The 26,319-nt window shown below is 71.1% G+C and carries 21 protein-coding genes and 1 pseudogene; 12 read left to right on the forward strand and 10 right to left on the reverse strand.

From position 1 onward, the window contains the following. Nucleotide 1: 1 nt before the first annotated feature. Nucleotides 2–694 (forward strand): TetR/AcrR family transcriptional regulator, encoded by a 693-nt coding sequence (locus tag PPSIR1_RS48440; RefSeq protein WP_006974956.1) that lies wholly within the window; start codon nucleotides 2–4, stop codon nucleotides 692–694. Then, the gene (locus PPSIR1_RS29900; RefSeq protein WP_006974957.1) at nucleotides 691–2,340 is read left to right on the forward strand and encodes a monooxygenase; all 1,650 of its coding nucleotides are present in this window, start codon (nucleotides 691–693) and stop codon (nucleotides 2,338–2,340) included. The genes PPSIR1_RS48440 and PPSIR1_RS29900 overlap by 4 nt, the downstream gene beginning before the upstream one ends. Before the next feature lie 58 nt (nucleotides 2,341–2,398). On the opposite strand, the gene PPSIR1_RS29905 is transcribed toward PPSIR1_RS29900, so the two are convergent. Further along, a complete protein-coding gene (locus PPSIR1_RS29905) occupies nucleotides 2,399–3,460 on the reverse strand; it encodes a hypothetical protein (protein ID WP_006974958.1) in 1,062 nt (353 codons plus the stop codon). 190 nt (nucleotides 3,461–3,650) lie between these two features. Here PPSIR1_RS29905 and PPSIR1_RS29910 point away from each other — a divergent pair, with 190 nt between their 5' ends. Continuing rightward, nucleotides 3,651–4,700, forward strand: coding sequence for an alpha/beta hydrolase (locus PPSIR1_RS29910; protein WP_006974959.1), 1,050 nt, complete (start codon nucleotides 3,651–3,653; stop codon nucleotides 4,698–4,700). 56 nt (nucleotides 4,701–4,756) lie between these two features. After that, the gene (locus tag PPSIR1_RS44225; protein WP_006974960.1) at nucleotides 4,757–5,482 is read left to right on the forward strand and encodes a ClpXP protease specificity-enhancing factor SspB; all 726 of its coding nucleotides are present in this window, start codon (nucleotides 4,757–4,759) and stop codon (nucleotides 5,480–5,482) included. A 545-nt stretch (nucleotides 5,483–6,027) separates the two neighbouring features. Here the strand turns inward: PPSIR1_RS44225 and PPSIR1_RS44230 are convergent. Both PPSIR1_RS44230 and PPSIR1_RS44235 read right to left on the reverse strand, forming a co-directional pair. Then, nucleotides 6,028–7,008 (reverse strand): response regulator, encoded by a 981-nt coding sequence (locus PPSIR1_RS44230; RefSeq protein WP_086001825.1) that lies wholly within the window; start codon nucleotides 7,006–7,008, stop codon nucleotides 6,028–6,030. After that, the gene (locus tag PPSIR1_RS44235) at nucleotides 7,008–9,359 is read right to left on the reverse strand and encodes an ATP-binding protein (RefSeq protein WP_006974962.1); all 2,352 of its coding nucleotides are present in this window, start codon (nucleotides 9,357–9,359) and stop codon (nucleotides 7,008–7,010) included. The genes PPSIR1_RS44230 and PPSIR1_RS44235 overlap by 1 nt, the downstream gene beginning before the upstream one ends. Nucleotides 9,360–9,767: 408 nt before the next feature. Here PPSIR1_RS44235 and trxA point away from each other — a divergent pair, with 408 nt between their 5' ends. Next, entirely contained in the window at nucleotides 9,768–10,091 is a 324-nt protein-coding gene (trxA, locus tag PPSIR1_RS29930; RefSeq protein ID WP_006974963.1) for a thioredoxin, read from the forward strand. Between the two features lie 75 nt (nucleotides 10,092–10,166). On the opposite strand, the gene PPSIR1_RS29935 is transcribed toward trxA, so the two are convergent. Next, a complete protein-coding gene (locus tag PPSIR1_RS29935; protein ID WP_198154644.1) occupies nucleotides 10,167–10,883 on the reverse strand; it encodes a tetratricopeptide repeat protein in 717 nt (238 codons plus the stop codon). A 90-nt stretch (nucleotides 10,884–10,973) separates the two neighbouring features. Then, nucleotides 10,974–12,566 (reverse strand): type IV pilus twitching motility protein PilT, encoded by a 1,593-nt coding sequence (locus tag PPSIR1_RS29940; RefSeq protein ID WP_006974965.1) that lies wholly within the window; start codon nucleotides 12,564–12,566, stop codon nucleotides 10,974–10,976. Between the two features lie 388 nt (nucleotides 12,567–12,954). Between PPSIR1_RS29940 and PPSIR1_RS44240 the strand changes: the two genes are divergently transcribed. From PPSIR1_RS44240 to PPSIR1_RS51340, 4 genes and pseudogenes are all read left to right on the forward strand, one after another. Further along, nucleotides 12,955–14,265, forward strand: a complete 1,311-nt coding sequence (locus PPSIR1_RS44240) for a serine/threonine-protein kinase (RefSeq protein ID WP_006974966.1) — start codon at nucleotides 12,955–12,957, stop codon at nucleotides 14,263–14,265. Between the two features lie 128 nt (nucleotides 14,266–14,393). Further along, nucleotides 14,394–15,539 (forward strand): 5-(carboxyamino)imidazole ribonucleotide synthase, encoded by a 1,146-nt coding sequence (gene purK / locus PPSIR1_RS29950; protein WP_045117024.1) that lies wholly within the window; start codon nucleotides 14,394–14,396, stop codon nucleotides 15,537–15,539. Then, the gene (purE, locus tag PPSIR1_RS29955; protein WP_045117025.1) at nucleotides 15,536–16,036 is read left to right on the forward strand and encodes a 5-(carboxyamino)imidazole ribonucleotide mutase; all 501 of its coding nucleotides are present in this window, start codon (nucleotides 15,536–15,538) and stop codon (nucleotides 16,034–16,036) included. The genes purK and purE overlap by 4 nt, the downstream gene beginning before the upstream one ends. 209 nt (nucleotides 16,037–16,245) lie before the next feature. Then, a pseudogene (locus PPSIR1_RS51340) lies at nucleotides 16,246–16,800 on the forward strand (serine/threonine-protein kinase); the annotation flags it as partial. Nucleotides 16,801–17,096: 296 nt separating this feature from the next. Here PPSIR1_RS51340 and PPSIR1_RS50365 read toward each other — a convergent pair. Next, on the reverse strand, nucleotides 17,097–17,480 hold the full coding sequence (locus PPSIR1_RS50365) for a hypothetical protein (RefSeq protein ID WP_006974971.1): 384 nt from the start codon (nucleotides 17,478–17,480) through the stop codon (nucleotides 17,097–17,099). A 461-nt stretch (nucleotides 17,481–17,941) separates the two neighbouring features. On the opposite strand from PPSIR1_RS50365, the gene PPSIR1_RS29970 reads away from it, so the two are divergent. After that, the gene (locus PPSIR1_RS29970) at nucleotides 17,942–19,153 is read left to right on the forward strand and encodes a tetratricopeptide repeat protein (RefSeq protein ID WP_006974973.1); all 1,212 of its coding nucleotides are present in this window, start codon (nucleotides 17,942–17,944) and stop codon (nucleotides 19,151–19,153) included. Nucleotides 19,154–19,410: 257 nt separating this feature from the next. Here the strand turns inward: PPSIR1_RS29970 and PPSIR1_RS48445 are convergent, their stop codons facing one another. Beyond that, the gene (locus tag PPSIR1_RS48445) at nucleotides 19,411–20,310 is read right to left on the reverse strand and encodes a LysR family transcriptional regulator (RefSeq protein ID WP_006974974.1); all 900 of its coding nucleotides are present in this window, start codon (nucleotides 20,308–20,310) and stop codon (nucleotides 19,411–19,413) included. Between the two features lie 84 nt (nucleotides 20,311–20,394). Here PPSIR1_RS48445 and PPSIR1_RS29980 point away from each other — a divergent pair, with 84 nt between their 5' ends. Both PPSIR1_RS29980 and PPSIR1_RS29985 read left to right on the forward strand, forming a co-directional pair. After that, nucleotides 20,395–21,186 carry a nuclear transport factor 2 family protein gene (locus PPSIR1_RS29980; protein ID WP_006974975.1) on the forward strand — a complete coding sequence of 264 codons (792 nt, stop codon included), beginning with the start codon at nucleotides 20,395–20,397 and terminating at the stop codon, nucleotides 21,184–21,186. A gap of 300 nt (nucleotides 21,187–21,486) precedes the next feature. Beyond that, nucleotides 21,487–22,065, forward strand: a complete 579-nt coding sequence (locus PPSIR1_RS29985) for a peroxiredoxin-like family protein (protein ID WP_006974976.1) — start codon at nucleotides 21,487–21,489, stop codon at nucleotides 22,063–22,065. Here the strand turns inward: PPSIR1_RS29985 and PPSIR1_RS29990 are convergent. The 3 genes from PPSIR1_RS29990 to PPSIR1_RS30000 all read right to left on the reverse strand — a co-directional run. Next, nucleotides 22,050–23,615 carry a right-handed parallel beta-helix repeat-containing protein gene (locus PPSIR1_RS29990; protein WP_006974977.1) on the reverse strand — a complete coding sequence of 522 codons (1,566 nt, stop codon included), beginning with the start codon at nucleotides 23,613–23,615 and terminating at the stop codon, nucleotides 22,050–22,052. The two genes, PPSIR1_RS29985 and PPSIR1_RS29990, sit on opposite strands and share 16 nt — an antisense overlap. Nucleotides 23,616–23,846: 231 nt before the next feature. Next, nucleotides 23,847–24,821: a poly-gamma-glutamate hydrolase family protein gene (locus tag PPSIR1_RS44245; protein ID WP_157596118.1), complete on the reverse strand. Its 975-nt coding sequence runs from the start codon at nucleotides 24,819–24,821 to the stop codon at nucleotides 23,847–23,849. An 853-nt stretch (nucleotides 24,822–25,674) separates the two neighbouring features. Continuing rightward, on the reverse strand, nucleotides 25,675–26,319 hold a 645-nt coding region (locus PPSIR1_RS30000), incomplete at its 5' end, for a HEAT repeat domain-containing protein (protein WP_198154645.1).

A 26,319-nucleotide genomic window follows, 5' to 3' on the forward strand; every position in this document is an offset into this window, starting at 1 on the left:
AGTGGCTGGATCGCGACGCCCCCCGACGCGCAGAGACGGAGATGCTCGCCGAGGCGCGCTGCTCGAGGCCGCCCTCGAGCTGTTCGCCGAGCGTGGCTACGCCGGCGCGAGCGCCCGAGCCATCACGAGCCGCGCGAACGCCAACGTCGCGGCGATCAAGTACTACTTCGGGGACAAGGCTGGGCTGTATCACGCCGCGCTCGAGCTCGCCCATGCGCGGATGCTCGCGGCGGTACCCGACAGCGCGGAGCGCAGCGAGGATCCCGAGCAGGCGCTGCGCGACTGGTACGAGTCGCGCATGCGGGTCGCCGTCCGGGTCCACGTCGACGGGGACCCGGCGGCGCGGCTGCTGGTTCGCACGGCGAGCGAGGCCGCGATCGTCCCGCAGCTCGACGCCTTCGTCGGGCGCGCCAGCCAGGCGATGCAGGCCGAGCTCGAGGTCCTGCTCGCGCGCCTCGACTCGAGCGCGGACGCAGCGTCGGTCGAAGGCGCCGCCCGCCTGCTGCTGTTCTTCGGGACGCACCTCGCGGAGGACGCCGCGGCGCTCGAGCGCTTCGGGCTCTCGCTGCCCCGGGGGGGCGCCGAGCTCGACGACTTCCTCGAGCGGACCTGGACCTTCCTGCGGGCGGGTGTCCTCGCCGCCTTGTCCCAGCCCACGCCCTCCAAGCCCCCAGAGCCCCCAACCTCGCCATGAAGTCCAGCCTCCCCTCACCGCTCACCCTCGTCACCCTCTTTGCGCTCTCGCTGGCCTCGACGGCTTGCAAGCCCGCGACCTCGGACCCGCAGGAGTCCGACGCGGAGGCCTCGACCTACTACCGCGACGTGCAGCCGATCATCGCGGCGGAGTGCGGGGGCTGCCACCAGGCCGGCGGCCTCGGCCCGATGGAGCTGTCGACCTACGAGCAGCTCGTGAACTTCGCCGAGCTCGTGGACGAGTCGATCCGCGCGGGGAGCATGCCGCCTTGGCAGCCCGATCCGGACTGCCGCAGCTTCGCGGGGGAGCGGAGGATGAGCGAGGAGGACAAGCAGACGGTGCTGACTTGGATCGAGCAGGGCATGGCCGAGGGCGATCCGGCTGACGCGACGCCCGTCGAGCCCCCAACGCTCGAGCTGGAGGGGGTCACCGAGGTGGTCTGGTCCGCGCAGCCCTACACCCCCGACGCCAGCACGCCCGACGACTACCACTGCCTGGTCATGGACATCGACTTCGCGGACGAGACCTACCTGACCGGCTACCAGGTCGTGCCAGGGGACCCGGCCGTCGTCCACCACATCATCTTCTACCTGGTGCCCCCGAGCGGCGCCGACTCGCTGCTCGCCGCGGACGCGGCCTCCCCCGAGCCTGGCTACGCGTGCTTCGGCAGCTCCGGGCACGGCGGACAGCCGATGGGGGTGTGGGCGCCCGGGGGCCTGCCTGTCCAGTTCCCGGACGACTCGGCCTTCGTCGTCGAGCCGGGCTCGAAGCTGGTCGCGCAGATGCACTACTTCACCGGGGGGGGCGTCGCATCGCCCGACGACTCGCAGCTGCAGCTGGCGACGAGGGCGGAGGCGCCGGGGCTGCGCGTGTCCATGCCCCTGCTCTCGGGCTTCTTCGACATCCCCGCCGACGACCCGGCCTACACCGTCGAGTTCAGCCTCGAGATCGACGACCCGCAGACCAAGCAGATCTTCTCCGTCATGCCCCACATGCACCTGCTCGGGCGGCGCATCGACCTGCACCGCGAGCGCGACGGGGAGCAGACCTGCATCGCGCGCATCGACGACTGGGACTTCGACTGGCAGCAGTTCTACGACCTCGAGCTCGGCGACTTCGTCGAGGTCCGAGCGGGCGACACCCTGCGCTACTCGTGCACCTTCGACAACTCGGCGGCCAACCAGCCGATCGTCGACGGCGAGCAGCGGACGCCCGGGCCCGTCGCGGTCGGCGAGGGCACCCTCGACGAGATGTGCCTGCACGTCGTCGCGATGGTCGAGCCCTACGTCGAAGCGGAGCCGACCGCGGCCTGCCCGGGCATGCTCGAGTGCGCCGAGCAGAGTTGCCAGCCCGAGGACGGCCTGTGCTTCCTCGACTGCAGCGAGCAAGAGCCGAGCGCGTGCGGGGACTGCCTGCTGCCGGCGCTAAACGGCTGCGGCCAGGCCTTTTGCCCCGACGAGGCCGACGCGGTCGTCGGGTGCCTGGCGCTGAACTGCGAGGCAGACTTCACCGACGTGGCGGCTGTCCGCGACTGCCTCGCGGGCGTGTGCGCGGCCGAGTTCCAGGCGAGCTGGGCGTGCTACTCGCCGCACTTGTACGCTGGCGAGTGCGACGCCCAGTTCGGGCCCTGCGGGCTCGAGTTCTAGCTAGACGGCTCAGCCCGCATCGGAGGGACGAGCGGAGCGCGACGAAGCCGGGGCGAGGTCAGATCTCGGAGAACATGTAGGGGTGCAGGGTCTCCTGCAGGCGCTGGCGGGGATCCGAGCCGTCCATGTACCACAGCGCGCAGGCCATGCTCGACAGCAGCGAGTTGCCGTCCTGGGGCGTGAAGCAGTAGCCGGTCACGCGCAGGCCGTCCTCGGACACGTGCAGGCAAGCCGGGGGGACCACGGTCTGGTTGAGGATGCGGCCGTAGAAGCCGTGGTCGCGGCCGAAGGAGAACACCGTCGCGGCCGAGCGCTTCTCGGTCAGGGCGACGCGGGGGTTGGACTGCAGGCGCTCGATGACCTTGGCCTTGGTCGTGGGCTGGCTGAGGGTCATGGAGAACTGCAGCACGTGCATGTACTGGGTCGGCAGCTTGACCGCGCTCGAGAACAGCGACAGGTCGTGGCCGAGGGTCTTGAACACGTGCCAGGCGTCGCGGGCGTGGTGGGTGCCAAAGCGCGGGTCGGAGTGCTTGCCGACCTCGGGGGCCGGGATGAAGCCCGAGGCCTGGGAGATGTCCGTGGACCGGCGCAGGCACAAAAAGCGCGCGTCCTCGACGGCGATGTCGCCGTTGACCTGTCCGCCGAGGGTCTTGAGCATCCCGCAGATGTTGTGGGTGTTGCAGGACACGATCTGCACGAAGCGCTCGTCGAGGTTGAGGGCGCTGTCGTTGATGCCGCGGGCGTACTGCTGGCCGAAGCCGAACTCGCTGCCCTGCGCCATGTAGACCTTGGGCCCGGCGATCTCGAGGTAGCGGGGCTTGAGCTGGTTGCCCACGGGGGTGCAGTCGATGACCGCGCTGGCTCGGGCGATGGCCTCGTCGGCGGTGTAGCTGACGGTGTGGCCGATGCCCTCGAAGTCCTTGACCTTGTCCGAGTCGACGACGAGCTTGGCCCCGCGGCGGATCATGCTCTCGACCTTGGCGCGCTCGTCGGTCAGCGGCGTGCGCTTGTGGAAGGTGACCTCGTCGATCTCCCACTGCTTCTCGAAGGCCGTGAACAGGCCGATCAGAGGCTCGCCGATGGTCCCAGTGCCGATGATGTGGACGATGCGCTTGGACATGTGCGGCCTTCTATCCTTCGCGCCCGTCGAGTCAAGGTGCGCGGTCGGCCCGCGACGATGGACTCCGCACGGGTGAGGGCCGCTCACGCGGATTGAGACTGCGCGGCCCTGGCTCGGCCTCGGCGGCCAAATTCGCGGCCCGAGCCGAGGTCGCCGTGCGTGCTCCGGCGACCTCGGCTATGCCGCGATCATGCTGCGCAGCGACCGCGAAGAGTGGGGATCCTGGGTGTGTGCGTTCGCTCGGAACCTGGCGTTCTTGGCGATCCTCGGAGTGCCGATCCTCGGCGGGTGTGCGTCGAGCTCCGGCGCCATCGAGGACGGGCGGGTCTCGGCGACCACCCTCGACAGCGCCCTCGAGGGCCGGCCCATGGCCTACTCGGTCTATACGCCGCCCGGCTGGGACGGCGAGACGCCCCTGCCGCTGGTGGTCTTCCTCCACGGCGGCGGCGACGACGAGACCGTGCTGTTCGAGCACGCGCAGATCACCGCGACCTTCGACGAGTGGATCGAGGCGGGGGTGCTCGATCCTTTCATCCTCGTCGCCCCGGACGGCGAGCGCGGCTTTTGGATGAACTGGCACGACGGCAGCCACCACTACGAGGACTTCGTCGTCGACGAGGTCATCGCGGCCATGCGCGCCGACTACCCCATCGCCGAGGGCCGGGAGAACCTCCACCTCATGGGCATCTCCATGGGCGGGGCCGGGACCATCTACACCACCGTCCACCACATCGATCGCTTCGCCTCGGCGACGGTGCTCAGCGCCCCGATCTTCGACACCGATCGGACCATGAACTTCCTCAACGGCGGCTTCATGCGCCGCGTCCCCGTCGAGCGCATCTTCGGCCCCGTGGGCCCCGAGGACCGCGAGCGCGTGGCCGCGAGCAACCCCTTCGAGCAGCTGCAGTCGGCCGCCGATCTCCACGGCACGCGGCTGTTCCTGGGGGTGGGTCGCCGGGACATCCCAGGCCTCTTGCCGAGCAACCGTGAGTTTCACCGCCACCTCGTCGAGCACGACGTGCCCCACCACTACGCCGAGTATCGGGGCGGGCACGACTGGCGCTCGTGGTCGCGGCTGTTCCCGATCGCGCTGTGCCTGCACACCCGGGCGGAGGCCTGCGCCCTCGCGGACAGCCGCTTTTTGGAGCTCGAGCGCGACGGGCGAGTGGAAGATCTGGCCCGCGGCTTCGACGTGGCTCGGCCCGCTCCGAGCTCGGGCGACGAGTCGGCCAGCGAGTAGGGCAGGGCGCGGCCGCGTGTCGCGGCACGGCTCCTCTGGTACTGTCCAGGCGAGCCATGCACCCCATCCAACGCATGATCGAGACGCTGCACGGCGAGGGCCGCTGCCCCCGACTGCGCGTCGACGTGACCCAAGAGCAGGTCGTGTGTCCGGACTTCGTGGTCGAGCGCCACGGCGAGAGCCTGATCATCGACCTCGACCCGGAGTACCCCCTGGACCTGGCCTTCACCGAGGTCGGCGTCGAGGCGGACCTGTCCTTCGGCGGCTTCGTGACCCGCTGCGTGTTCCCCTTCGCCGCCATCTACATGATCTTCGACCGCGAGACCGGTCGCGGGATGAAGTTCGACGCGGCCATGCCCGAGTCCGTCCGCCGCCAGCAAGCCGCGCCCAAGCCTGCCCCCAAGCCCAAGCCGCGCCTGGTCGCCGTGGGGGACGAGGGCGAGCCGGAGCCGAGCGAGCAAGCCGAGCAAGCCGAGCAAGCCGAGCAAGCCGAGATTGATCCGAACCTCGCCAAGGTGAAGGTCGACAGCGGGGCCAAGCGCTCGCGCCGAAAGCGACGCAAGAAGCGAGGCGAGGCGAGCGAGGCGGCGCCGCCCAAGGCAGCACCGCCCAAGGCAGCACCGCCCAAGGCAGCACCCGTGGAGGCCGCGCCCGAGGTCGCGAGCGAGCCCGAGGCAGCGCCGACCGCCGACGCGGCGTCCGAGGCCGAGTCGAACGGGGCCAGCGAAGAGCGCGCGCAGACCCGCCGGGCGGCCTTCCGGGTCATCGACGGCTCGGACTGAGGTCCCGACCTTCCCGTCGCGCAGCGCCTGGGTCGAGCGGGGGAGCCCTTGACTGCGCACCCAGGGGGCCGCGCGGCGAATTGGTCGCGCAGTGCCCTGGACAGGTCCGAGAGCAGGTAGAGGCGGTCGGGGGTGGACAGCAGCAGGACCTGGCAGTGGACCCCGCTGGCCTCGCACAGGCCAAAGATGTCCTCGGGGGTCGCGCCCGGGGCCAGCGGCAAGAACACGTCTCGGGGTCCTCGGCGCCCTCGCGTCCATGGGCGGACGCGAGGGCGCCGAGGGCTCGGGCGCGGGCGGCTCGGCGCCGGGCTCCGCGTGCTGCACGCGAGTCAGCCGGCGAAGCTCGAGGGGCTCGACGCTGGGGTCGATGGGCGCGTCCCCGAGCGAGGGCAAGGCGCCGCCGCAGCCGACGACGAGGCTGAGCCCGCCGATCAGGCACGCGCGCACGGAGAGAGGGCTCGAGACTCGCATCGCTGCCTACGCGGGCAGGATAGGGCTCGAGCCGTCACTTGGGTCCTGGCGAGCGAGGGAATCGCTTGCGCCGGTCAGACCCCGAGCAGCTCGCGGATGGTCCCGCTGACCATGGCCGTGGGCAGGCACATGCGCGCCCCGGCGTCGCGGGCCGCCGATCGAATCTCGTCGGTGGGCTCGTCGTGCACGGCGATGATCTGCGGCTTGTGCTCGGAGCTGGCGAGCTTTGAGATGACCTTGCTGCTCTCGAGGTCCGGCACGGTCAGCGAGACGATGACGTGGTGCGGCGGGGCGGTCTTGGCGACGAGGGTCGCGTCGGCGCCGGTCTGGGCGGTGAGCACCTCGACGGCGGGCTTGGCCTGGGTCAGCTCGTCGCGGACCTTGGTCCGAAAGTCGGCGTTTTGGGTGACGACCAGGACCTTGGTCGCGCCCTTTTGCTTGGCCGCCTGCTGGACCTCTTCGTCCTTGAGCTTGAAGGCCTCGATGACCCGGCCGCGGACCTCGAGCACGTCGAGGGGCTTTTTGAGGCAAGCCACCGCGCCGGCGTTGATGATCCGCTCCATGTTGGCTTCGGTGTAGTAGCCGGTGATCGCGATGACCTCGGTGTTGGTCGTGGCCGCGTCCTTCTTGAGCCGGGTGCAGACCTCGAAGCCGTCGACGCCGGGCATCATCAGGTCGAGGAAGATCAGCTGGGGGCGGAAGGTGGCGACGAGGCGGCCGGCGTCGAAGGCGTCCTTGGCGACCTCGACCTCGAACTTGTGGTTGAGCTCCTTGACCACGTCGCTGACGAGCTCGAGGACCACGGGCTCGTCGTCGACCACGAGGATGCGGCCGACCTCCGTGCCGGTCGGGACGTTGAAGGGGATGCCGCGATCTCGGCACACCTTCTCGAGGTCCTCTCGACGCACGCGCCGGTGGCCGCCGACGGTCTTGAACGCGGGGATGAGGCCGTCCTCGATCCACCGGATGACTGTCGTGGGGGTGACGCAGCAGATCTTGGCCACGTCGTGGGTCGAGTAGGTGTCCTTGACTGGGGGTGTACGTCCGCGACTCATTAACTGGGTTCCGTATCGGATGGCGGGGGGGCGGTTGGGGGCGGCGGGCCTTCGCGGGGCAGGGTCACGGTGAAGGTGGTCCCGCGCCCCGGCTGCGATTCGAGGAGGATATCACCCCCGTGATCGCGGACGATGCCGTAGGAGATCGAGAGGCCCAGGCCGGTGCCCTTGCCGATCTCTTTGGTGGAGAAGAAGGGGTCGAAGATGCTGTGGCGAATCTCTTCGGGGATGCCCATGCCCTCGTCGGACACGGCGAAGATGACCGTATCGGCCTCGCCCTCGCCCAGGCGAATGCGGATGGTCCCGCCGCGGGGCATGGCGTCGACGGCGTTGGACAGCAGATTGAGCAGGACTTGCTCAATCTGGTCGGCGTCGGCCATCAAGGTCAGGGGGCGCTCGAGCTGCTCGGGCTCCCGGAGGATGCGCACGTTGTGCATCTTCCACTGGTACTCGCCCACCCGGACTACCCGGTCTACGAGCGTGGCGAGATCGACCTCGGTCCGCTCGCCGCCTTGCTGGGAGCGGGAGAACAGCAGCACGCCCTCGACGATCTTGCGGCAGCGCTCACCGGACGCGGCGATGCGCTCGACCTTCTCGCGGATCTTGGGCTCGAGGGGCTTCTCCAGCAGCAGCTTGGAGTAGCCGACGACGCCCGAGAGCGGGTTGTTGATCTCGTGAGCGATGCCCGCGGCGAGCAGGCCGACGGCGGCCATCTTCTGCGACTGCAGGACCTGCTTTTCGAGGGCCCGGCGGATGCGCAGATCGAGGCCGACCAGCACGGCGCCCTTGACCTCGCTGCCGTCGCGGAGCAGGCGGCCCTCGAGGTGCACGGGGATCTCGTCGTCCTCGGCCCCGAGCAAGATGATCTCTCGGGCCATGACGCCGTCGCGCAGCAGCGTCGACCACATCTCGCGCCAGCGCGGGAGGTCCTGGGCGCGGGCGACCTCGAGGCCGAACAGGCGGCCCTTGGCGTCGTCGCTGGAGATGCCGACGAGGCGCTCGCTCGCGCGGTTCCAGGTGACCACGCGGCCCTCGGCGTCGAGGGAGTTGAGCAGCACGGTGGTCTGGTCGAGGACGCGGGCCTGGTAGGCGGCGAGGGCCCGGGTCTCGAGCATGAGCAGGCCGTTGGCCAGGCCCATGGCCAGCTGCGGGGCCAAGGTAGCGACCAGGCCGAGCTCTTCGTCGCCCCAGGGCTCGCGGCGATCGAAGGCGCACACGAGGTAGCCGACGACGCCGCCGGTCGCTCGCAGGGCCATGCGCAGGCCCGTGGCGGCGGCGTTGAACTCTCCGAGCAGGGCGGCGAGGGCGGGGGCTGGGTGGCCGCCGACGAGCTCGAGGGGGTGCATGCCGCGGTCTTGGGCCCACGCGCTCGGCGGTCGGGTCGACGCGGACAGGGGCACGAAGCGCGGCGGGCTGTCCTGGGCCGTGGTCCAGCGCTCCCAGTGGCCCGAGAAGCGGGTGAGCACGATGACGCGCAGGGCCCCGAGGCCGCGGGCGAGGGCCTGGCAGGCGGCGGAGATGGCCTCGCGGGGCTCGGCCGAGGACACCAGCGCGCGGTCGACCTGGGCGGTGATCTGGGCCTCGAAGGCGCGCCGCCGGCTCTCCCGGAGGTCGCGGCACAGGACCACGGCGGGCGCGCCCTCGCCGGATCCAGCGGCCAGCGAGAGCTCCACGGGCACGGTCTCGCCGTCGAGGCGCTTGAGGTCGATCTCGCCGATCCAGCTGCCGTCGCGGGCCAGCGCCAGCCCGCGCCCGAGCTGATCGAGGAAGGCGGGCTCGGCCAGCTCGAGCAGGCCGCGGCCGACGATGGCGTCGCCGAGCAGATCCTGGACCGAAGGGTTGGCGTGGACGATGCGGCCCTCGCCGTCGACGAGCAGCACGCCCTGGTCGAGGCCGTCGAGGGCCCGGGTCACGGCACGCCCGAACTCGGTCTCGGCGTCGGCGACCTGGGACCGCTCGAAGGTCAGCAAGACCTCGTGGGCGTCGAGCTTGGCGGCGCGGACTCGAAAGCGCAGGGCGGGTCCGAGGCTCGGCGCGAGCTCGAGGTCGCGGGTGAAGGCCTGGCCGGGGCTGCGCTTGCGCAGGCCCAGGAACTCGCGGCCGAAGGCCTCGCGCTCGTTCGGCCGCCGGATCCACATCAAAACGGGCTCGCCCTCGATGGTGCTGCGATCCATGCGCAAGACCTCGGCGAGGGCTCGGTTGGCGGCGAGCACGATGCCCGACGCGTCGAGCAACGCCGCCGGCAGGGACAGGCCGCGGAGCACCTGGGCGTGGGCGCGCTCGTGCTCTTCGACCTCGAGCCTCGGGCCTTGGCCGAGGAGCTTGAAAGAGCTGGTCCGTTTGACGTCCACTGGCGTTCGCGGCCGAAGGGCCGACCCGGGTGCGGGGCTCTGCCACCCTAGCGCAGCTTCGGTCCGAGATCCTGGGTGTTGCTACCGCACCCCCCCAAACCGGCAAAGCCTCGATTCCGAACAGCGAGCGCTGTGTTTGGCGTGATCCAAAGCCCGCGGTGCGCGGGAGGCGTTGACGGCGCGAGACTAAATCTCTTTGATTACCGTGAAACAATCGGAGCGGCCCATCGAAGAGCCCGGGCGAGGGGGATCGTCCCCCAGGCGGGGACTCACCCGCCGCGTGTACGGCCCGTGGCGGCCACTTGGGGAGTCGCGCTAGTTGCGCCGGGCCTTGATTGAGCGGCCGCTCAGGCGACATAGTCGCTCTCCCGCCGGCTAGCCCCTTCGATCGAGCAACAGAGAAGCAGCATGTCCAACCTCTCCTCCACCACTGACGCGACCTTCGAGACTGACGTCATCAACTCCTCGACCCCCGTCGTCGTCGATTTCTGGGCGACCTGGTGCGCGCCCTGCAAAGCCATGGTGCCTCACCTGGAAAAAGCCCAGGACGAGCACGGCGACGCCCTCAAGATCGTCAAGTTGAACGTCGAGGAAAACCCCAACATCGCCACGCGCTTCAAGGTCCTGAAGCTCCCGACCCTGCTCGTGTTCAAGGACGGGCAGAAGGTCGACCAGATGATCGGCAACCCCGGGCCCCGCAAGCTCCGCGAGTTCTGCGCCAAGCAGCTCTGAGCGGTCTGCTTTGAACCGGATAGAGGCGAGCGCTCCTTCGGGAGCCTCGCCTCTCGTTTTTAGGGTTTGTCAGGGTCATTCGGGGTCACTGGCCGTGCACGCGTCGGGCTCCCCCAACTCGCAGGCCTTGGCGAGCAGGGCCTCGATCTGCTCGGGCGACTTGGGCAGGCCCTGGCCGTTGGCGAGGTTGAAGCAGGCGGTGGGGTCCTCGTCTCGCTCGCAGCCCCTGGCGAAGAAGATGTCGGCCCGGACGAGATCGTCGGCTCGCCAGTGCAAGATGCCGGCTTGGTTGCAGCTTTGCTCTCCCCCGAGCTCGCAGGCGCGATCGACCATCTCTCGACCGCGGGCGGGGTCGGCCTGGACGCCCAGCCCGTCGTGGATGCGCACGCCGTAGAGCTCGCAGGACAGGGCGTGGGCGCGCTCGCAGCCCATGTTCAACAGGACGTTGGCGTGCGCGTCGTCGCGGGCGGTGCCCCGGCCCTCGCCCGCGAGCATGGCCACGTAGTAGCAAGCGTCGAGGTCCGTGGGCGCGCAGGCCCGCTCGAAGTGCTCGTAGGCGGCGGCGTCGTCTTGGGGGACCCCGTCGCCCTCGAACTCGAGCAGGGCGAGGTTGTAGCAGGAGTCCCCGTAGCCCTTGTCGCAGGCCTTGGCGTAGTGCTTGGCCGCGACCTCGGGGTGGCCCTGCCGCCACGCCTCCACGCCCACGTCGTGCTGGAACTCGCCGGTGCACGCGGACGCGCACAGGGCCGCCGAGAGGGCCAGCAAGGTGAGGCGGGGGCAGGGGGTGGCCATCGAGGGAGAGCGTTCCATTCGCGGGGTGTTGGGTTCGTCGCTCGGAGCGGGAGCCCGTGGGAGGCTGATCTGGGGGCGTCGGTCCACGCGTCAGCGCCCGCGCAGGTGCTCCGCGAACACGCGCGCGTCGGGGGCGTGGGCGCGGGCCAGATCTTCGCTCAGCCGCCGCTCTCGAACCAGCCGGGCGAGCACCGCCTCGAGGGCGATCATCCCGTCCTGGCGACCCTTTTGGATCTCCGAGCGCAGCTGGTGGGCCCGGGAGTCGCGGATCTTCGTGGCCACGGGGGTGTTGACCCGCATGAGCTCGTAGGCGGGCACGAGCGGGCTGCGCAGCCCGGGCAAGAGCAGCTGGGTGACGACGGCGCGCAGGGAGCCCGCGAGCTGCTCGCGGACCAGGGCGTGGCGGTGCTCGGGGAAGGCGTCGACGATGCGGTGGATCGCCGAGGCGGCGTCGGAGCAGTGCAGCGTCGACAGCACCAGGTGCCCGGTCTCGGCGGCCGTGAGCGCGGCCTGGATGGTCTCGGGGTCGCGCATCTCCCCGACCAGGATGATGTCCGGAGACTCGCGCAAGGCCGCGCGCAGGCCGGCCTGGAAGCTCTCGACGTGCACGCCCAGCTCGCGCTGGTGGATCAGCGCGCGGCCCGGGGGGTAGACGTACTCGATGGGGTCTTCGAGGGTGATGATGTGCTTGGGCGCGCTGCGGTTGATGGCCTCGAGCAGGGCGACGAGGGTCGTCGACTTGCCCGATCCCGCCGGCCCGGTCATCAGCACGAGGCCGTCGCGGTGGGCGGTGAGCGAGTCGAGCTCGCCGCCCAGGCCGAGCTCGCGCAGGGTCGGCGGGTTGCGCCGCACGGGTCGCAGGGCCGCCGCGAGGCCGCCGAGCTGACGAAAGAGGTTGACCCGAAAGCGCAGCGCGGTGGGCCCGTAGCCCGCGAGCGCGGCGAAGTCGACGGAGCCGCTCGTCGCCAGCAGCTCGCGCTGGTGGCCGGGCAGCTCGCCAAAGGCGGCGTCGAGATCGAGGGCGCCGAAGTTCGCGTCGGCGAGCTCCACGATGTTGCCGCCCACGCGCAGGTGGACCTCGCCGCGGGCCGACAAGAACACGTCGGTGGCCCGCTGGAGGACGGCGCGCTCGAGAAGCTCGGCGAGCTCCGGGTCGCGCACGCGCAGCTCGTGGGCGGGCCCGAGGCTCGGCGCGGACGGTCGGGGCGGCGGGGCGATGGGGGCTCCCGGGCTCGCCGGCTCGCGGACGCGGGTGGCGGCCGCAGGCGCGGGGGTCGAGGCCGGGCGACTGCGGATCGCCGGACCGCTCGGGCTGCGTTGGATCGCGGCGGGGGAGGGGCCGGAGCGCCGCCGGGCCCGGGCCTTGCGCTCGTTGAAGTCGAGGCGCAGCCCCGCGGCGGCGCGCCGAATCGTGACCTCGAAGTCGACGCCCGAGGGCGTCCGGTGCTGGCACTGCAGGGCCTGGTCGTCGGCGGTGCTCGCCTCGAGGGCGTCGAGCTCCCCGCGTCGCGCCTCGCCGAGGACCTCGCGGGCGATGTCGCCGAGCATGCCCGCGTCGAGGCCCGGCATCGACAGGGCCTTGCGCGCGCCCCCGCGGCCGATCACCGGGGGCTTGCCGATCTCGAGGTGGAGGGCGTCCCCGCGTTGGGGCGGGAGGAAGTCCAAGAGCGCGTCGACGAGCATTCGCGGACGAGTTTTGCAGGCGCCGTGCCGCGCTGGCGAGGGAGCCCTCGCTGGCTCTCAGCGCCCGTCAACGTCCTGTTGGGGCCCGCGCCCTGCCGAAGCTCGCGCTGCGCTTGCTGACGCGATGTCGAAGTTTGCAGGGCGGGGCTGTCGACTCGTCGCTGGAAGGGGGGCGAAAAGTGACGGCGAGGGCGCGCCGGCAAGTGCAGTTGCCAGCCCGGATGAACGCCTCAATTTGAGGCCCGCGCCGGCTTTGCGCGGACTCAAATTGCTGCGCTTTTGAGCAGAATGAATTCATACGATTTGAGACAGTAGTGATTTTTCACATCAGTCGAATTGAGCACGCCCGATATTGGACATGGCATGTCGAGTGCAACATGATCTCCACGTGGACGAGCACAGCGCGAAGGCCAGCTCGGGGGACGAGGGCCCCTGGGCGTCGTGGGCCGATGACGACGCGGTCGTACAAGCGCGTGATCGCCAGGGCTCCGTGACTTGTCCAAACGCCGTAGAATTGCCCTGCAGCCCGACTCTGGCCGACTTCGAGGCCCTCGAGCGCGGCGAGCTCGACACCCTGGTGATCGCCGATCGCTACCGCGTCGACCGCTGGCTCGAGTGCGGCGGGATGGCGTCCATATTCGTCGGCGAGGAGCTCGCTACCGGTCGCGAAGTGGCCATCAAGGTCCTCCAGCACGGCGGCGAGAATTGGCATTCGACACTGCTCCGATTCATCACTGAAGCTCGCACGAGCTGTAGCATTCGTCACCCGAACATCGTCGAGGTGCTCGATTGGGGCACGACGCCGGACGCGGTGATGTACATCGTGATGGAGCTGCTGCGCGGGGAGGACCTGCACGCGACCCTCGAGCGCCGCGGCCGTCTGCCCTGGGAGCGCGTCAAACCCCTGATGCTGCAGCTGTGTGCCGGGTTGGCGGCGGTCCACGACGCTGGGGTGGTGCACTGCGATGTCAAGCCCGCGAACTGCTTTCGCGCGGTCGACGGCGGCCTCGAGACCCTCAAGCTCGTCGACTTTGGCATCGCCACACTGACACCCGCAGCCCTGGCGGGTCAGCCACCGGTGGGTTCGGAAGTCGTCGGGACGCCGGAGTACATGTCGCCAGAGCAGATCCGAGGCGAGTCGCTGGATCCGCGCACCGACGTGTACTCGGCCGGGGTCATCCTCGCCGAGCTGCTCACGGGGCGGACGCCCTTCGAGGGGAGCGACAGGCCAGCCATCTTCGAGGGGCATCTGCGTGGTCAAGTTCCCCCACTGAGGCGTCTCGCCCCGCCTCACCTTCACTTCGACCGGCGCTTGGAGTCGATTTTCGCGCGCGCCCTCGCCAAGCAGAGGGGCGAGCGATTTGCGTCGATCCGCGAATTTGCCGCGGCCCTGGAGGGGGTTCCAGCCCACGCCGAGGCCCTGGTGTCCGGCGAGTTCCTCGAGCTCCCGGTGCTCCTGGCGCAGGCTCGGCTCGAGGCGTCCCGGACCCTCCGCGATGAGCGCGAGCTCGCCGAGCTCGGTGCCCTCGGCGACCTCGACGACCTCGACGACGCGGATCGCCCCGAGGCGCGGGACGACGAGTGCACCGACGAGCTGCCCTTCATCGAGGCGTCCGGGAGCTTCGAGGCCCGCGCGCAGGGCAAGCAGCGTCTGCTCGACAAGCTCCTCGAACGCATTCGGCACCGCTGGCGCCGCTGAAGGGGCCCCCTGCGATAGGTGGCTGAGACGGGTCTCAGTCGCTCTCCTGGGGGCTTTACAGCCCTGGGGTCCGAGGGTAGATCCCCGGCCAAGGACGCGCCCATGGGGCGCGCGAGGGCAGCGAAGACATGCGCAGCGCGGGGGATACGCCACTCACTGTCGGAGTTCTCGGGGCTGGCCAGCTGGGCCGGATGCTCGCCCTCGCGGGCGCTCGCCTCGGGCTCCAGATGCGCTTTTTCGACCCCTCGGACACGGGGCCCTGCGTGGGTCTGGGCGAGCGCTTCGTCGGAGACTGGAACGACGAGGCGTTGGTCCGGGACTTTCTGTCGGGCTGCGACGTCGTCACCCTCGAGAACGAGTGGGTCGACCTCGACACCGTCGCGGGCTTGATGCCCGAGGGCGTCCCGCTGCTGCCCGGCAAGCAGACCCTCGACTGGATCTCAAACAAGCTCGTGCAAAAGCAGCACGCCGTGGACTCGGACCTGCCGGTCGGGCCGTTTCGGGCGTGTGGCTCCGTGGACGAGGTGCTCGCGGCGGGCGAGGCCTTCTCCTATCCCATCGTCCTCAAGGGCCTCGAGCACGGCTACGACGGCTACGGCACGGGCACGGCGGCCGACGCCGAGCAGGCCCGGGCGGAGTACGAGCGCCTCGCCCAAGACGGCGTGGTCCTCGTCGAGTCCTTCGTGCCCTTCGTCCGCGAGCTCTCGGTCATCGTCGCCCGCCGCCCCGACGGCGTCGACGAGGTCTACCCGGTGCTCTACACCCGACAAAAGGACCACCGCTGCGACGCCGTCGAGATCCCGGCTCCGTGCCCGGACGCGGTCGCGGCTCGGGCCCAGGAGCTCGGGCGCAAGGCGGCCGCGGCCTACGACTGCGTGGGGGTCGTCGCCGTCGAGATGTTCGAGCTGCCCTCGGGCGAGCTCTACCTCAACGAGCTCGCCCCCCGGCCGCACAACAGCGGCCACCTGACCATCGACGCCTGCGTGACCTCGCAGTTCGAGAACCACCTGCGGGCGGTGCTCGGCTGGCCGCTGGGCGCCACCCGCCTGCGCCAGCCGGCCGCGGTCATGGTCAACATCCTCGGCACGCGCGACGGCCTGTCCAACGCGCGCGGGGTCGAGGCGGCGCTGACCGTGCCCGACGCCTCGGTGCACCTCTACGGCAAGCAAAAGGTCCGGCCCGGGCGCAAGATGGGCCACGTCACCGTGGTCGCAGAGGACCTGGAGACCGCGCGAGAGCACGCCCGCGAGGCGGCAGGGAAGATCGAGCTATGACGCAAGCAATCGTTGGCATCTGCATGGGCAGCACCTCGGACCTGCCGACCATGGGCGCGGCCTCGGCCGTGCTCGAGGAGTTTGGGGTCGCCCACGAGACGCGCATCATCTCGGCCCACCGAACCCCGGAGCACATGTACGCGTACGCCAAGGCGGCCCACGCCCGAGGCCTGCGCGTGCTGATCGCGGGGGCCGGCGGCGCGGCGCACCTGCCCGGGATGCTCGCGGCGCTCACGGTCCTGCCGGTGATCGGCGTGCCCGTGCCGATCGGCCACCTCGTGGGCACGGACGCGCTGCTGTCGATCGTCCAGATGCCCAAGGGCTGCCCCGTGGCCACGGTCGCCATTGGCCAGGCCGCCAACGCGGGCTACCTCGCCCTGCGCCTGCTGGCGATGACCGACGACGACCTGCGCGCCAAGATGCTCGCCCACCGCGAGGCGACGGCGGAGCGCGTGCTCGGCAACGACCGAGACGTGTCCCAGGGCGTGCACGAGTAGGGCCTGCGCTGCGAGTCACCTGGACTCGCAGCCGAGGCTCGGCCGAGCGCGCTCGGATCACTCGCGGCACCGTGGGAAGCGAGCTGTGCTTCGGCTGGCCGGTCACACGCGAGAGCCCACACGAAGCGCGCCGGCGGACGCTGGCGACGCCGTGGAGTCGCCCACGTCGACGCGCTCGATCGCGCGGCGGGGTCGAGTATGGTGCTCGAATGTCGGCCTCGCTCGAGACGCTGCCGGGGCCTCCGCTCACCGGCGTGACGTCCCCGAGCGCGAGGCGAAGCGCGCCCGAGTTCCTGGCCGCGGGCGCCTCGCTCGGGCGCTACGTCGTCGTCGACTTGTTGGGCGCGGGCGGCATGGGGGCGGTGTACCGGGCCTACGACCCCGAGCTCGACCGCGTCGTGGCCCTCAAGCTGGTGCTCCGGCGCGCCAGCGAAGACCACCAGGTCCGACTCCAGCGCGAGGCCCAGGCCATCGCCAAGCTCTCGCACCCCAACGTCGTGCAGGTCTTCGACGTGGGCCGCGTCGACGGGCAGGGGGCGGTGTTCATCGCCATGGAGTACGTCGCCGGGGGGACCTTGCGCCAGTGGTTGCGGGCCGAAGAGCGCAGCGTCGCCGACATCCTCGAGGTGTTCCTCGCCGCCGGCGAGGGCCTCGCGGCGGCCCACGAGCGCGGGCTGATCCATCGCGACTTCAAGCCCGAGAACGTGCTCGTCGACGAGGCCGGCCGGCCGCGGGTGGTCGACTTTGGTCTGGCCAAGCTGTCCGGCCCGGGCGGGACCAAGGTGACCAAAGTCCCCGGGGGCGTCGCCGGGGAGGTCGCCGTGGTCGCGGCGAACCACTCGGGGCGTCACGACCTGCCGCCCTCGCTGAGCGCGACCTCCATGCCCTTCGACAGCGCGATCACCCGCGACGGGGCGACCCTCGGCACGCCGGCCTACATGCCCCCGGAGCAGCACCTGCGCCTCGAGGTCGACGGCCGCGGCGACCAGTTCTCCTTCGCCGTGGCGCTGTGGGAGGCGTTGTTTCGCCAGCTCCCCTTCGAGGGCAAGAGCGCGGGGGCCTACGCCATGGCGGTCCTCGACGGCCAGCGCCGCGCGCCGCCCAAAGATGCGAGGAGGGACACGAAGCGAGACGCGAAGGTGCCCAGCCACGTGCTCGTCGCCCTCGAGCGGGCCCTGGAGGTCGAGGTCGAGGAGCGCTTCCCGACCATGGCCGAGCTGCTCGCGGCCCTGCGCGCGGATCCGCGGGCGCGCCGACGCAGGCGGCGGTGGCTCGCGGCCATGGGCGTGGGCACGGCGGGCGCGGGGGCGCTGCTGAGCTTCGCCCTCGTCGGGGGCGCCGAGCCGGCGGCCCCGGTCGATCCCTGCGCCGGCGCGGGCGCGGCCATGGCCGAGCTGTGGACGCCCGCGCGCCGCGAGGCCGTGGACGGGGCCCTGCGCCGCATCGATCGACCTTACGCCGCGAGCACGAGCGCGCGGGTGGTCGGCGAGCTCGACGAGCTGGTCGCCGACGGGGCCGCGCTGTCCCACGAGCAGTGCCGCCGGGCCGTGATCGGAGCCGAGCGCTCGGGCGATACCCAGCTCGGCGCGCGCGGGGCCTGCATCGACGAGCTGCAGCTGCGCACGGCACGGCTCGTCGCCGCCCTCGAGTCCCCGACGCCCACGACCCTCGAGCATGGGGTCGACGCGGTGCACGGGCTCCGCGACCTCGCCCAGGCTTGTCGCGACCCCGCGCGGCTCGAGGCGCGTCAGCGGCGGGTCGGCGGCGGGGCGGAGCTCGAGGGCGTGGCGCTCCAGCTCGACCCGGCCCACGACGCCATCGCGCTGGGCCAGACCGCGGCCGTGACCAAGCTCGAGGCGGCGCATCCCCGAGGCCCCCGCGGCGGGCGGGTGGCCAACGGCCCTAGTGCTCGAGCGCGCGGGGCTGACCGCCCACGTGCGCTCGCAAGGCGGCGACTTCGAGGGGGCCCGGGCCGTGCTGCTCGAAGCGGCCGAGGCCGTCGTCGGCGGACCGCCGGCGCCGCTGTCGGGCGCGGCCTTCCACTCCCAGCTGGGCCTGCTGCTGTGGGACATCGGCGACATCGACGGCCTCGAGCGCGGCCTGTCCCGGGCGCTGCGCCTGACCGAGGGCGTGCACGGGCCGGACCACCCCGCGACCCACCTGGCCCGGGCCGAGTTTGGCCACGTCCCCTTCGCGCGCGGCGACTACCCGGAGGCCCTGGCGATCTACACCGCGGCCGAGGCCGCGCTGGCGACCACCCTGCCCGAGGACGACCTCGATCGCCTGGGCGTGGCGGGGTGGATCGCCGAGACCCTCGACAGCATGTCGCGCCACGCCGAGGCGATCGCGGCCCTCGAGTCCCTGCGCTCGCGCTACGCGGCGATCTACGGCGACGCCCACCCCCTGACCCTCGAGCGCCTCGAGTCCCTGGGCCGCTCGCGCCTGCGCGCCGGGGACCACGCGGGCGCGCTCGCGGACTTCGAGGGCGCGCTCGCGGGGCTGCGCGCCGATCCGGACTGGGACGACGCCGCCCACGAGGCCGTGCTGTTGGCGAACATCGGCGGCGCGCTCATGGCCGGGGAGGACTGGGCCGGCGCCGAGGCGCGCATGCTCGAGGCCCTCGAGCGCCTGCAGGCCTTTCACACCGCCAGCTTGGACCCCGAGGCCGGGGGCGAGGCGGGCGAGGGCGAGGACCTGACCATGCAGCTCGTCGCCCTCGAGGCCAACCTCGCGTCGATCCGCAGCGCCAAGGGGGACCTCGCCGGGGCCGTCGAGGTGCTCGACGCGTGCGTGGCCCGGGTCGACGCCCAGGGCGTGGACGCGAGCCACAACGGGATCATGATTCGCCTCCACCTCGCCCGCGTGCTCGTCGACAGCGGCGATCCCGAGGCCGCCATCGGGCGGGCCCGCGAGGCCCTCGAGCGGGCCGAGCGAGCGGGCAGCGAGGTGCTGCGCGTGCGCGCGAGCCTGCGCTTGGCCGGGGCTCTCGACGGCGCGGGTCGAACGCGCGACGCGACCCGGGCCCTCGCCCGCGGGCGCAACCTGGCCGAGACCTTGCCCGACGCCAGCGAGTGGCTCGAGGCCATCGCGGCCTACGAAGCCCAGCGCGGACACTAGCAGTCGCCCACCCCGGCCACGCCGGGACCCATGATCCAGGAAAGCGTCGTCCACGGACTCAGCTGGCGTTGAACCCGTGGGCGGCTGCCTTTCTCGGTAGGGCATCGGAGAAGTCCTCACGACACCTCGCTTGGTCTTTTCGCCGAGCTCTTTGTCGCCAAAACTTGCGGTGGGATCCACCACCGCGGCGTTTTGGCTCCGCGATCTCGACGAAAATCCACGGCGCGAGGAGCCGCGATGACTTCTCCGATACCCTGCTAGTCGGCGAAGGCCGCGACGAGCATGGCGACGAAGCGCTGGACCTTGGCCGCGCGCCGGCGGGGCGAGGGGATCACCGCGTGCAGGCTCAGCGTCGGCAGGGCGCACCAGCCCGGGCACACGTGCACGAGCTCGCCGCGCTCGAGCTCGCTGCGGACCAGCAGCTCCGGGAGCAGGGCGAAGCCGGCTCCGCGCACGGCCAGGGCCGCGAGCGCGGCGGCGCTGTCGACCACGACGGTCGCGCGCGCGGGCAGGGGCAGGGTCTGCTCGCCCCGGGTGACGCTCGCGTAGCGTCGGCGGGCGCGGTGGTCCAGCCAAGGCGCCCGGTCGAGCTCCGAGGGGTCGCGGGGGCTGCCGTCACGGATCAGCGAAGGCGCGGCGAGCAGGATGTGGTCGGTCTCGACCAGCAGCCGGGCGCCCAGCTCGGAGTCCGGCAGCGGCCCGGCCCGGATCGCCAGGTCGATGTGATCGCGGATCAGGTCGAGGTTGTGGGCGGTGACGCGCAGGTCCACGGCGCAGTCCGGGTAGGCGCGGACGAAGGCGGCGATGACCGGGGCGAGGGTGCGCTCGGCGACGACGTCGGGGGCGGTGAGGACCAGCGTCCCCCGGGGCTCGGTCCGGCCGTCGACGAGCGCCTCTCGGGCCTCGACCCACTCGGCGAGGATCGCCTCGGCGGCCGCGAGCACGCGCTCGCCCTCGCTGGTCGTCCGCACCGCCCGGCTCGAGCGCTCGAGCAGGCGCGTATCGAGGGCCTGCTCGAGGGCCGCGACGTGGTGGCTCACGGTGCTGCGCGACAGCCCCAGGGCCTGGGCCGCGGCCGAGAAGGAGCGCCGACGGGCGACCTCGGCGAACACCAGCAGGCGGGGGAGCTCGGCGGCGAGGGCAGGCTGGTCGCTCACGTCGACCAGTCTGCCCCAGGCATCGAACGCTGTGTTCGACGAGCTCGGACGGTGCCGGGGGTCCAGGCCTGCTAGGGAAAAGGCATGATCGACCACGACGACCAACCCCGGCTGCGCAACGCCATTGGCCTGTACATGGAGGGGATCCGCGACGGCAAGGCCCGCGAGGCGATCGAGAAGTTCACCGGCGCCCGTTACACCCAGCACTCCACGGGGGTGCGCGACGGCAAGGAGGGCTTCATCGAGTTCTTCGAGCCCTTCTTGGCCCGAAACCCCGAGCGCGACATCCAGGTCATCCGCGGCTGGCAGGACGAGCGCTACGCCTTCGTCCACGTCTACCAGTCGCTCAACGGCGGCGAGGCCCAGTGGGTGACCGCGGACTTCTTCGACTTCGACGCGGACGACAAGATCATCGAGCACTGGGACGTGATCGCGGCCTACTGCCCCGCGACCCCCAGCGGCCACACCAGCATCGACGGCGCGACCGAGATCCGCGACCTCGAGCACACCGAGGCCAACAAGGCGCTGGTCCGCGAGATGATCGAGCAGCTGCTGATGCGCGGCGGGGATGTCTCCAAAGCAGACCAGTACATCTCGCGGGACACCTACATCCAACACAACGCCGAGGTCGGCGACGGCCTCGAGGCCTTCGAGGCGCTGCTCAACCAGCCCGATCGGCCGCTGTGGTACGAGCGCGTCGTGCTCCTGGTCGGGCGGGGCAACTTCGTGGCGACGCTGTGCGAGGCTCGCTGGGAGGGCGAGCCCTACGCCCAGGCCGACGTCTTCCGGGTCGAGGGCGGGCGCATCGTCGAGCACTGGGACAACGTCGAGCCCTGCCCGCCGGAGGACGAGCTGGCCAACGGCGGCAAGTTCTGAGCGGACCCCGCCGACTGGGTGGGCACTCGGAAACCATCGGCCGCAGCCGACGTAGGCCGGCCCATGACACTCTCCATGAGTCGGGCGGGGGGGCTCGCCGCGGCAAGCGTAGCGCTCCTCCTGTCCTCGAGCTGTGACCGTGACGCTGCGCCACAGGGTGCCGGGCAGCCAGAGCCTGTCGCGGCCGCGAGCGAAGCCCCCGAAGACGCCCAGTCCCCCGCGGCCGACCAGAGCAGGGCGCCCGAGGCCAGGGAGGGCCGGGGCGCGGAGCAGACCACGGCTCAGCCCCCGCGGGAGAAGGTGGCGGCGGAGACCGAGACCCTCGGCACGCTCCCCGAGGGCGTCGGCCTGGCGGTGGGCAGCCCCATCCCCGAGGTCTCGGCGCGCGACCTCGACGGGCAGCCGGTGCGCCTGCGTGCCCTGACGGACGCGGGCCCCGTGTTGCTCATCTTCTACCGGGGCGGCTGGTGCCCCTACTGCAGCTTTCAGGTCCACGACGTCGCCCGCCGGACCGCCGACTTCGAGGCCCTGGGCGTCACGCCCGTGCTGATCAGCGTCGATCGGCCCCAGGAGTCGGCGAAGCTCGAGGCCAGCTACGCGCTGACCTTCCCGGTGTGGAGCGACGCGAGCCTCGAGGTCCACGAGGCCTTCGGGGTGGTCAACGTCCTCGACGAGGCGGCCCTCGCCAAGCTCCGCGCGTTCGGCCACGACATCGAGGGCGCGTCGGGGCAGACCCACCACAGCATCGCCATCCCCTCGGCCTTCGTCCTCGACGGGGGGAAGGTCGCGTTCGCCCACGCCGAGCACGACTACAAAAAGCGCCCCAGCGCCAAGCAGCTCCTCGCTCAGCTGCGGACCATGGGCTACGGCAGCGAGTAGGGGAGCTCGAGGGCGCCGAGGCTGGGCGGATCGGCCCAGCACTGCTCGTCCAGGTCGCCGCCGCCGCGTCCGTCGAGGGCGTCGATCCAGGTGCCCGCGCCCGCGGCCGGGCTGTTGGGGTCGAGGTGGTAGTCGCCCGCCCCGGGGTCGGCGAACAGCGGGTCTTCGCCGATGATGCCGCCCTGCTCGGCGACGGGCAGCATCCCCGGCGGGTCGGACTGCGCCGGCGCGTCGTGGCGGTGCCAGAGGTTGGTGGTGATCTCGAAGGAGTCGGGATCGGTGCCGCCCCCGACGTTGACCGCCGTCGAGATCTGGCCGTCGAAGGAGACGATGTTGTTGATGAAGCGGCCGCCGCTGGCGGGCAGGAACTCGTACTCGGCGGTCGAGCTCGTCTCCTGGAGGATGCGGAAGATCCAGCTGCTCGGCGTGTCGATGACGTTGTTGGCCGCGAGGCAGTCGACGCAGCCGACGAAGGCGAAGGGCGTGACGCCGCCGCGGAAGGTGTTGGCGATGACCCGGATGTCGCGGGCCTCGGCGTTGGGCTGGTCCGGCGACAGGGGCGGGCGGAAGAATTCGAAGCCCGTCGAGCCGCCCATGTTGATCGCGCGCTGGCCCGCGTCCTCGAACACGTTCGCGCGGATCTCGATGTCCTCGGCGCCGCCCTTGTTCTGGACCGCGCTGCCGCCCGCGCCCAGATCCGAGAAGTGGTTGGCGTAGATCAGCCCGCGGTGGCAGCCGACGTGGTCGATGGCGCTGCCCGACCCGCCGCCGCCGCAGCGGGCGAATTCGCTGTCGAGGACCCAGTAGTCGTCGAGGCCCGAGAGCTTGAGGCAGTCCTGATTCCCGCCCGCGCCGACGTCGTGGATCCATAGGTCACGGAGCACGATGAAGCGCGCGGCCTCGGGGTCGGCCGTGTTGCCCCCGTCGTCGACGTTGATGCCGTTTTGGGTCGCGTTGGCGACCTCGAGGTCGTGGATGATCACGTAGCGGGCCTCGCTGAGCTGGAAGGCCTGGCCGCCGCCGTCGATGAGCGGGCGCGCTTCGCCGGGGGCTCCGCCGATCCAGATGGGGGCGTCGGCGCTCCCCGTGAGCCCGGCGATGTAGCCCCCGCCAGCGTAGGTGCCCGCGTGCACGCGCACGGCGGTGCCCGGCGTCGCCAGGCCGGCGGCGTGCTCGATGCTCGCGCAGGGTTGATCGGGGGCGCCGCAGTCCGGGCTGTCCGCGCCGTCGGTGGCGACGTGGAGCTCGGCGCTGGGCTGCTGACCGTCCTCGAAGGTCGCGGGGGCGCCACACTCCGGGTCTCCGCCCGTGTCGGTGGACTCGTCGCTTTCTTCGGTGTCGTCGGTCGCTTCGGTGTCGCCGGTGGTCTCGCTCTCGCTGGTCTCGGTCTCGGTCCCGCTCTCGCTCGAGTCGCCGGTGGTCCCGGTGTCCCCCTCGCTCGTGCCGACCTCGTCGTCCGTGCTGGCCCCATCGTCCGGGGAGGGATCGGTGCAGGCCAGGGACACGAGGGTCAGCAGCGCCAGGCTGGGAGCGCGGACAAAGCGAGTCATGGCTGTTTTTCCCATGTTCCGGGTGGGGGAGCGAGTCGGAAGCCTCGAGGAGCGCACGGGCTTCATGGCGCGGCGGGACGCCTGGGACGCGGTCCAGGCCTCCGCCCCACTTGAGCGACGAGCGACTCACGGACTTCTGAACAGGCTCAGATCAGCCGTCACCGAAGCGAGGCTTCGGCCTACCAAGGACGAAACAGCCCCCAGGCTGTCTACCAATCGGTCAGTTTCTCATCAGAGCAGCTGGGCGTAGTACTCGGCCAGGGCCTCGGCGATGGCCAGCCCGTAGAGCTCGCGGGCGGGGAGGCTCTGCTCGAGCTGGACTCCGCCCGCGCCCCCCGCCGTGAGCCAATTGACGATGTTGCCTGGGTTGTCGCCAGGGTAGAGGTCGACCTCGGCGGACAGGCAGACCTCGATGCCCGAGCCCGCGAGCACGCCCGCGATGACCTCGCGGACCCCCTCGCGGAGCCACTGCGGCCCACCCCCGCCGACGACGACGAGGGGGAGGCTCGTGCCGTGGAAGGACAGGGCGTAGGCGAAGCCTCGGTCGGCGATGAGGTCTAGGCCTGGGAAGCTGTTGGGGCTGATGTCGGTGCTGGTGATGTGCCAGCGCTCGTAGGCCCCGCCGCCCTCGCGGTAGCCCTTGCACAGCCAGGAGCTCGCGCCCTGGTCGGCGAGCAGGCTCTGCATCAGCTCGGCTTGGTCGTCGGTGTGGCGCTCGATGAAGCCGCCGTGGGGGGCGAGGGCGATGAAGCTCTGGCTCTGGCCGTCGTCGACCAGGCGCTCGACGAACTCGCTCAGGTCCTTGGCCTCCTGGTCGCTCAGGCCCTCGGCGACGACGGTGGTCGACAAGATGGCGTCGAAGGTGTCCGTGGTCCCCAGGCGCGAGCGCGCCTGCATGCCCATGCGGACGCGCGTCTCGGAGTTCTCGCTGCGGAGCTGTCCGACGGTGTAGAGGGCGTAGCTGTCCTCTCCGCGGAGCACCCGACACTGGTCGCCCAGGCCCAGGTAAGCCGTGAGCGCGGGGTCGATGGACAGGTGCTCGGCCTTGGCGAGGATGGGCTGGTTCTTGCGCGCGCGACGAACCTGGACCTCGACGCTGGCCGGCGGGTTCGTGCCGCGAAAGCGCTCGAGCTCGAGGGGCACCTCGCGGTCGGGATCGGACGCGCACGCCTGCGCCATCAGCGGGACGCTGGCGGCGCCCAGCATGCGAATGAACCCGCGGCGGTCCAGGGCATCCTCGGAGCGGGGGGGCGCTTCGACTCTCTGATACTCGCTGTCTTCCATTGCGCGATGATGGAAGAGTGATGCATTTAAATCAAAGCATTTAATGATCGTACTTATGTGAAGTGTTCCAGTTCTTTGCAGAGGTGTAAATGACAAACGGCATTCATGCGAGACGGAGGGGGTGGTGGCGGAGTCACCCTGAGAAAAACGAGAGTGAACGCCGAGGATGATAACGAGCCTGAGTGCGCGTTTTTATGAACTGCAGGTTGCTATAAACGCCGATTACTGGCCCTCCGAGCAGGAAGATTTCGCCAATGACGAAGCCCTCAGTTGAGGGGTGACTAGTTCGTCATGCGCGACTGTCAAAGGCGATGAACCACGGGACTATTTTCGAAATGTAATGAATGTCTGAAGCGAGACTCATGGCTCGATTGTGGTCAACTGAGATCGTGGCCATTCCGAGCTCGACGAGCTGCCGAGGGTCGATGCAGTCCTCCGTTTCGGGGAGGCGTCGGGGAGCCGTGGTGGAGACCGTGCGGCTGTTCGAACACCCGCCGCGTGCCCCAAGTGTCCGCCCTGACCCTGCGGGCATGCGACCCTGATCAGCCATCACCGAAGTCGAGGCCTCCGCCTACCAAGGATGAAGCAGCCCCCCGCGGACTACCGAGCGGTCAGTTCCCATCAGAGAGACTGTCGAGGAATCCACGCCCCCGCGAGCGGGGGCGACCACGAGCCTCCTCGAAGGTACGAACACCATTGCCCACCAAGCCAAAGCGGAGGAGCGGAGCGACGAAGCGCCCCCGATCCCAGGCGCCTGTGGGGGCAAAACAGTCTCTCAGTCGTCTCCATGCTCGAGCTGTTCGAGGAGCTCGAGGTAGACCGCGCGGCGGTCGGGGCGAGCCTTGCGGGCCACCTTGTGGATGCGGGGGGCGAACGCGGGCCCCCAGCCGAGCGTGGCTCGGCGGGCCGCCTCACGGACCTTGGGGTCGCCGTGCTCGAGGTGCTCGAGGAGCAGGGGCGCGCCGGCTTCGTGGCGCGCGAAGCCCAGGCTGGACAGGCGCGAGATGATCACGTCCTTGCGGGTCTCGACGGCGAAGCTGGCGACGATGGCGTCGAGGGTGCGGGCAGGGGAGGCGACCTTGCGCAGGGCTCGGATGGCGGCGCTGCGCACTCGGGGGCGGCGGTCGGTGGCGAGGGCCTCGAGGGGGGATGCCCCCGCTTCGCCGCACTCGGCCAGGGCGTGGACGGCTCGAACGGCGACACCGTCGGCGAGGTCGGCCGCGCGGGTGAGGGCGGCGAGGCCCTCGACGTCTCCGTCGAGGCCCGCGAGGGGGTCCTCGGTGAGGGCCTGTGGGTGTATCGGGGTCGGGGCCGGGCGAAGATGGACGACGGCTTCGGGGTGGGTCTGGGCGACGCACTCGACCAGGGCGGCGAGGGGGCGCGCGGGGAGGCCCTCGGGGCTGCGCAAGAGCGGCAGCAG

It is taken from the genome of Plesiocystis pacifica SIR-1 (genome assembly GCF_000170895.1).
In the GTDB taxonomy this organism is placed as follows: Bacteria; Myxococcota_A; Polyangia; order Nannocystales; family Nannocystaceae; genus Plesiocystis; species Plesiocystis pacifica.

Bases quoted from the DNA above. Each gene is read 5' to 3' on its own strand.
- PPSIR1_RS29900 (WP_006974957.1), top strand. From the start codon at position 691: ATGAAGTCCAGCCTCCCCTCACCGCTCACCCTCGTCACCCTCTTTGCG.
- PPSIR1_RS29905 (WP_006974958.1), bottom strand. From the start codon at position 3,460: ATGTCCAAGCGCATCGTCCACATCATCGGCACTGGGACCATCGGCGAG.
- PPSIR1_RS29910 (WP_006974959.1), top strand. From the start codon at position 3,651: ATGCTGCGCAGCGACCGCGAAGAGTGGGGATCCTGGGTGTGTGCGTTC.
- PPSIR1_RS44225 (WP_006974960.1), top strand. From the start codon at position 4,757: ATGCACCCCATCCAACGCATGATCGAGACGCTGCACGGCGAGGGCCGC.
- PPSIR1_RS44230 (WP_086001825.1), bottom strand. From the start codon at position 7,008: ATGAGTCGCGGACGTACACCCCCAGTCAAGGACACCTACTCGACCCAC.
- trxA (WP_006974963.1), top strand. From the start codon at position 9,768: ATGTCCAACCTCTCCTCCACCACTGACGCGACCTTCGAGACTGACGTC.
- PPSIR1_RS29935 (WP_198154644.1), bottom strand. From the start codon at position 10,883: ATGGCCACCCCCTGCCCCCGCCTCACCTTGCTGGCCCTCTCGGCGGCC.
- PPSIR1_RS29940 (WP_006974965.1), bottom strand. From the start codon at position 12,566: ATGCTCGTCGACGCGCTCTTGGACTTCCTCCCGCCCCAACGCGGGGAC.
- purK (WP_045117024.1), top strand. From the start codon at position 14,394: ATGCGCAGCGCGGGGGATACGCCACTCACTGTCGGAGTTCTCGGGGCT.
- purE (WP_045117025.1), top strand. From the start codon at position 15,536: ATGACGCAAGCAATCGTTGGCATCTGCATGGGCAGCACCTCGGACCTG.
- PPSIR1_RS50365 (WP_006974971.1), bottom strand. From the start codon at position 17,480: ATGCGGCGCAGGGCCCCGTCCACGGCCTCGCGGCGCGCGGGCGTCCAC.
- PPSIR1_RS29980 (WP_006974975.1), top strand. From the start codon at position 20,395: ATGATCGACCACGACGACCAACCCCGGCTGCGCAACGCCATTGGCCTG.
- PPSIR1_RS29990 (WP_006974977.1), bottom strand. From the start codon at position 23,615: ATGACTCGCTTTGTCCGCGCTCCCAGCCTGGCGCTGCTGACCCTCGTG.
- PPSIR1_RS44245 (WP_157596118.1), bottom strand. From the start codon at position 24,821: ATGCTGGGCGCCGCCAGCGTCCCGCTGATGGCGCAGGCGTGCGCGTCC.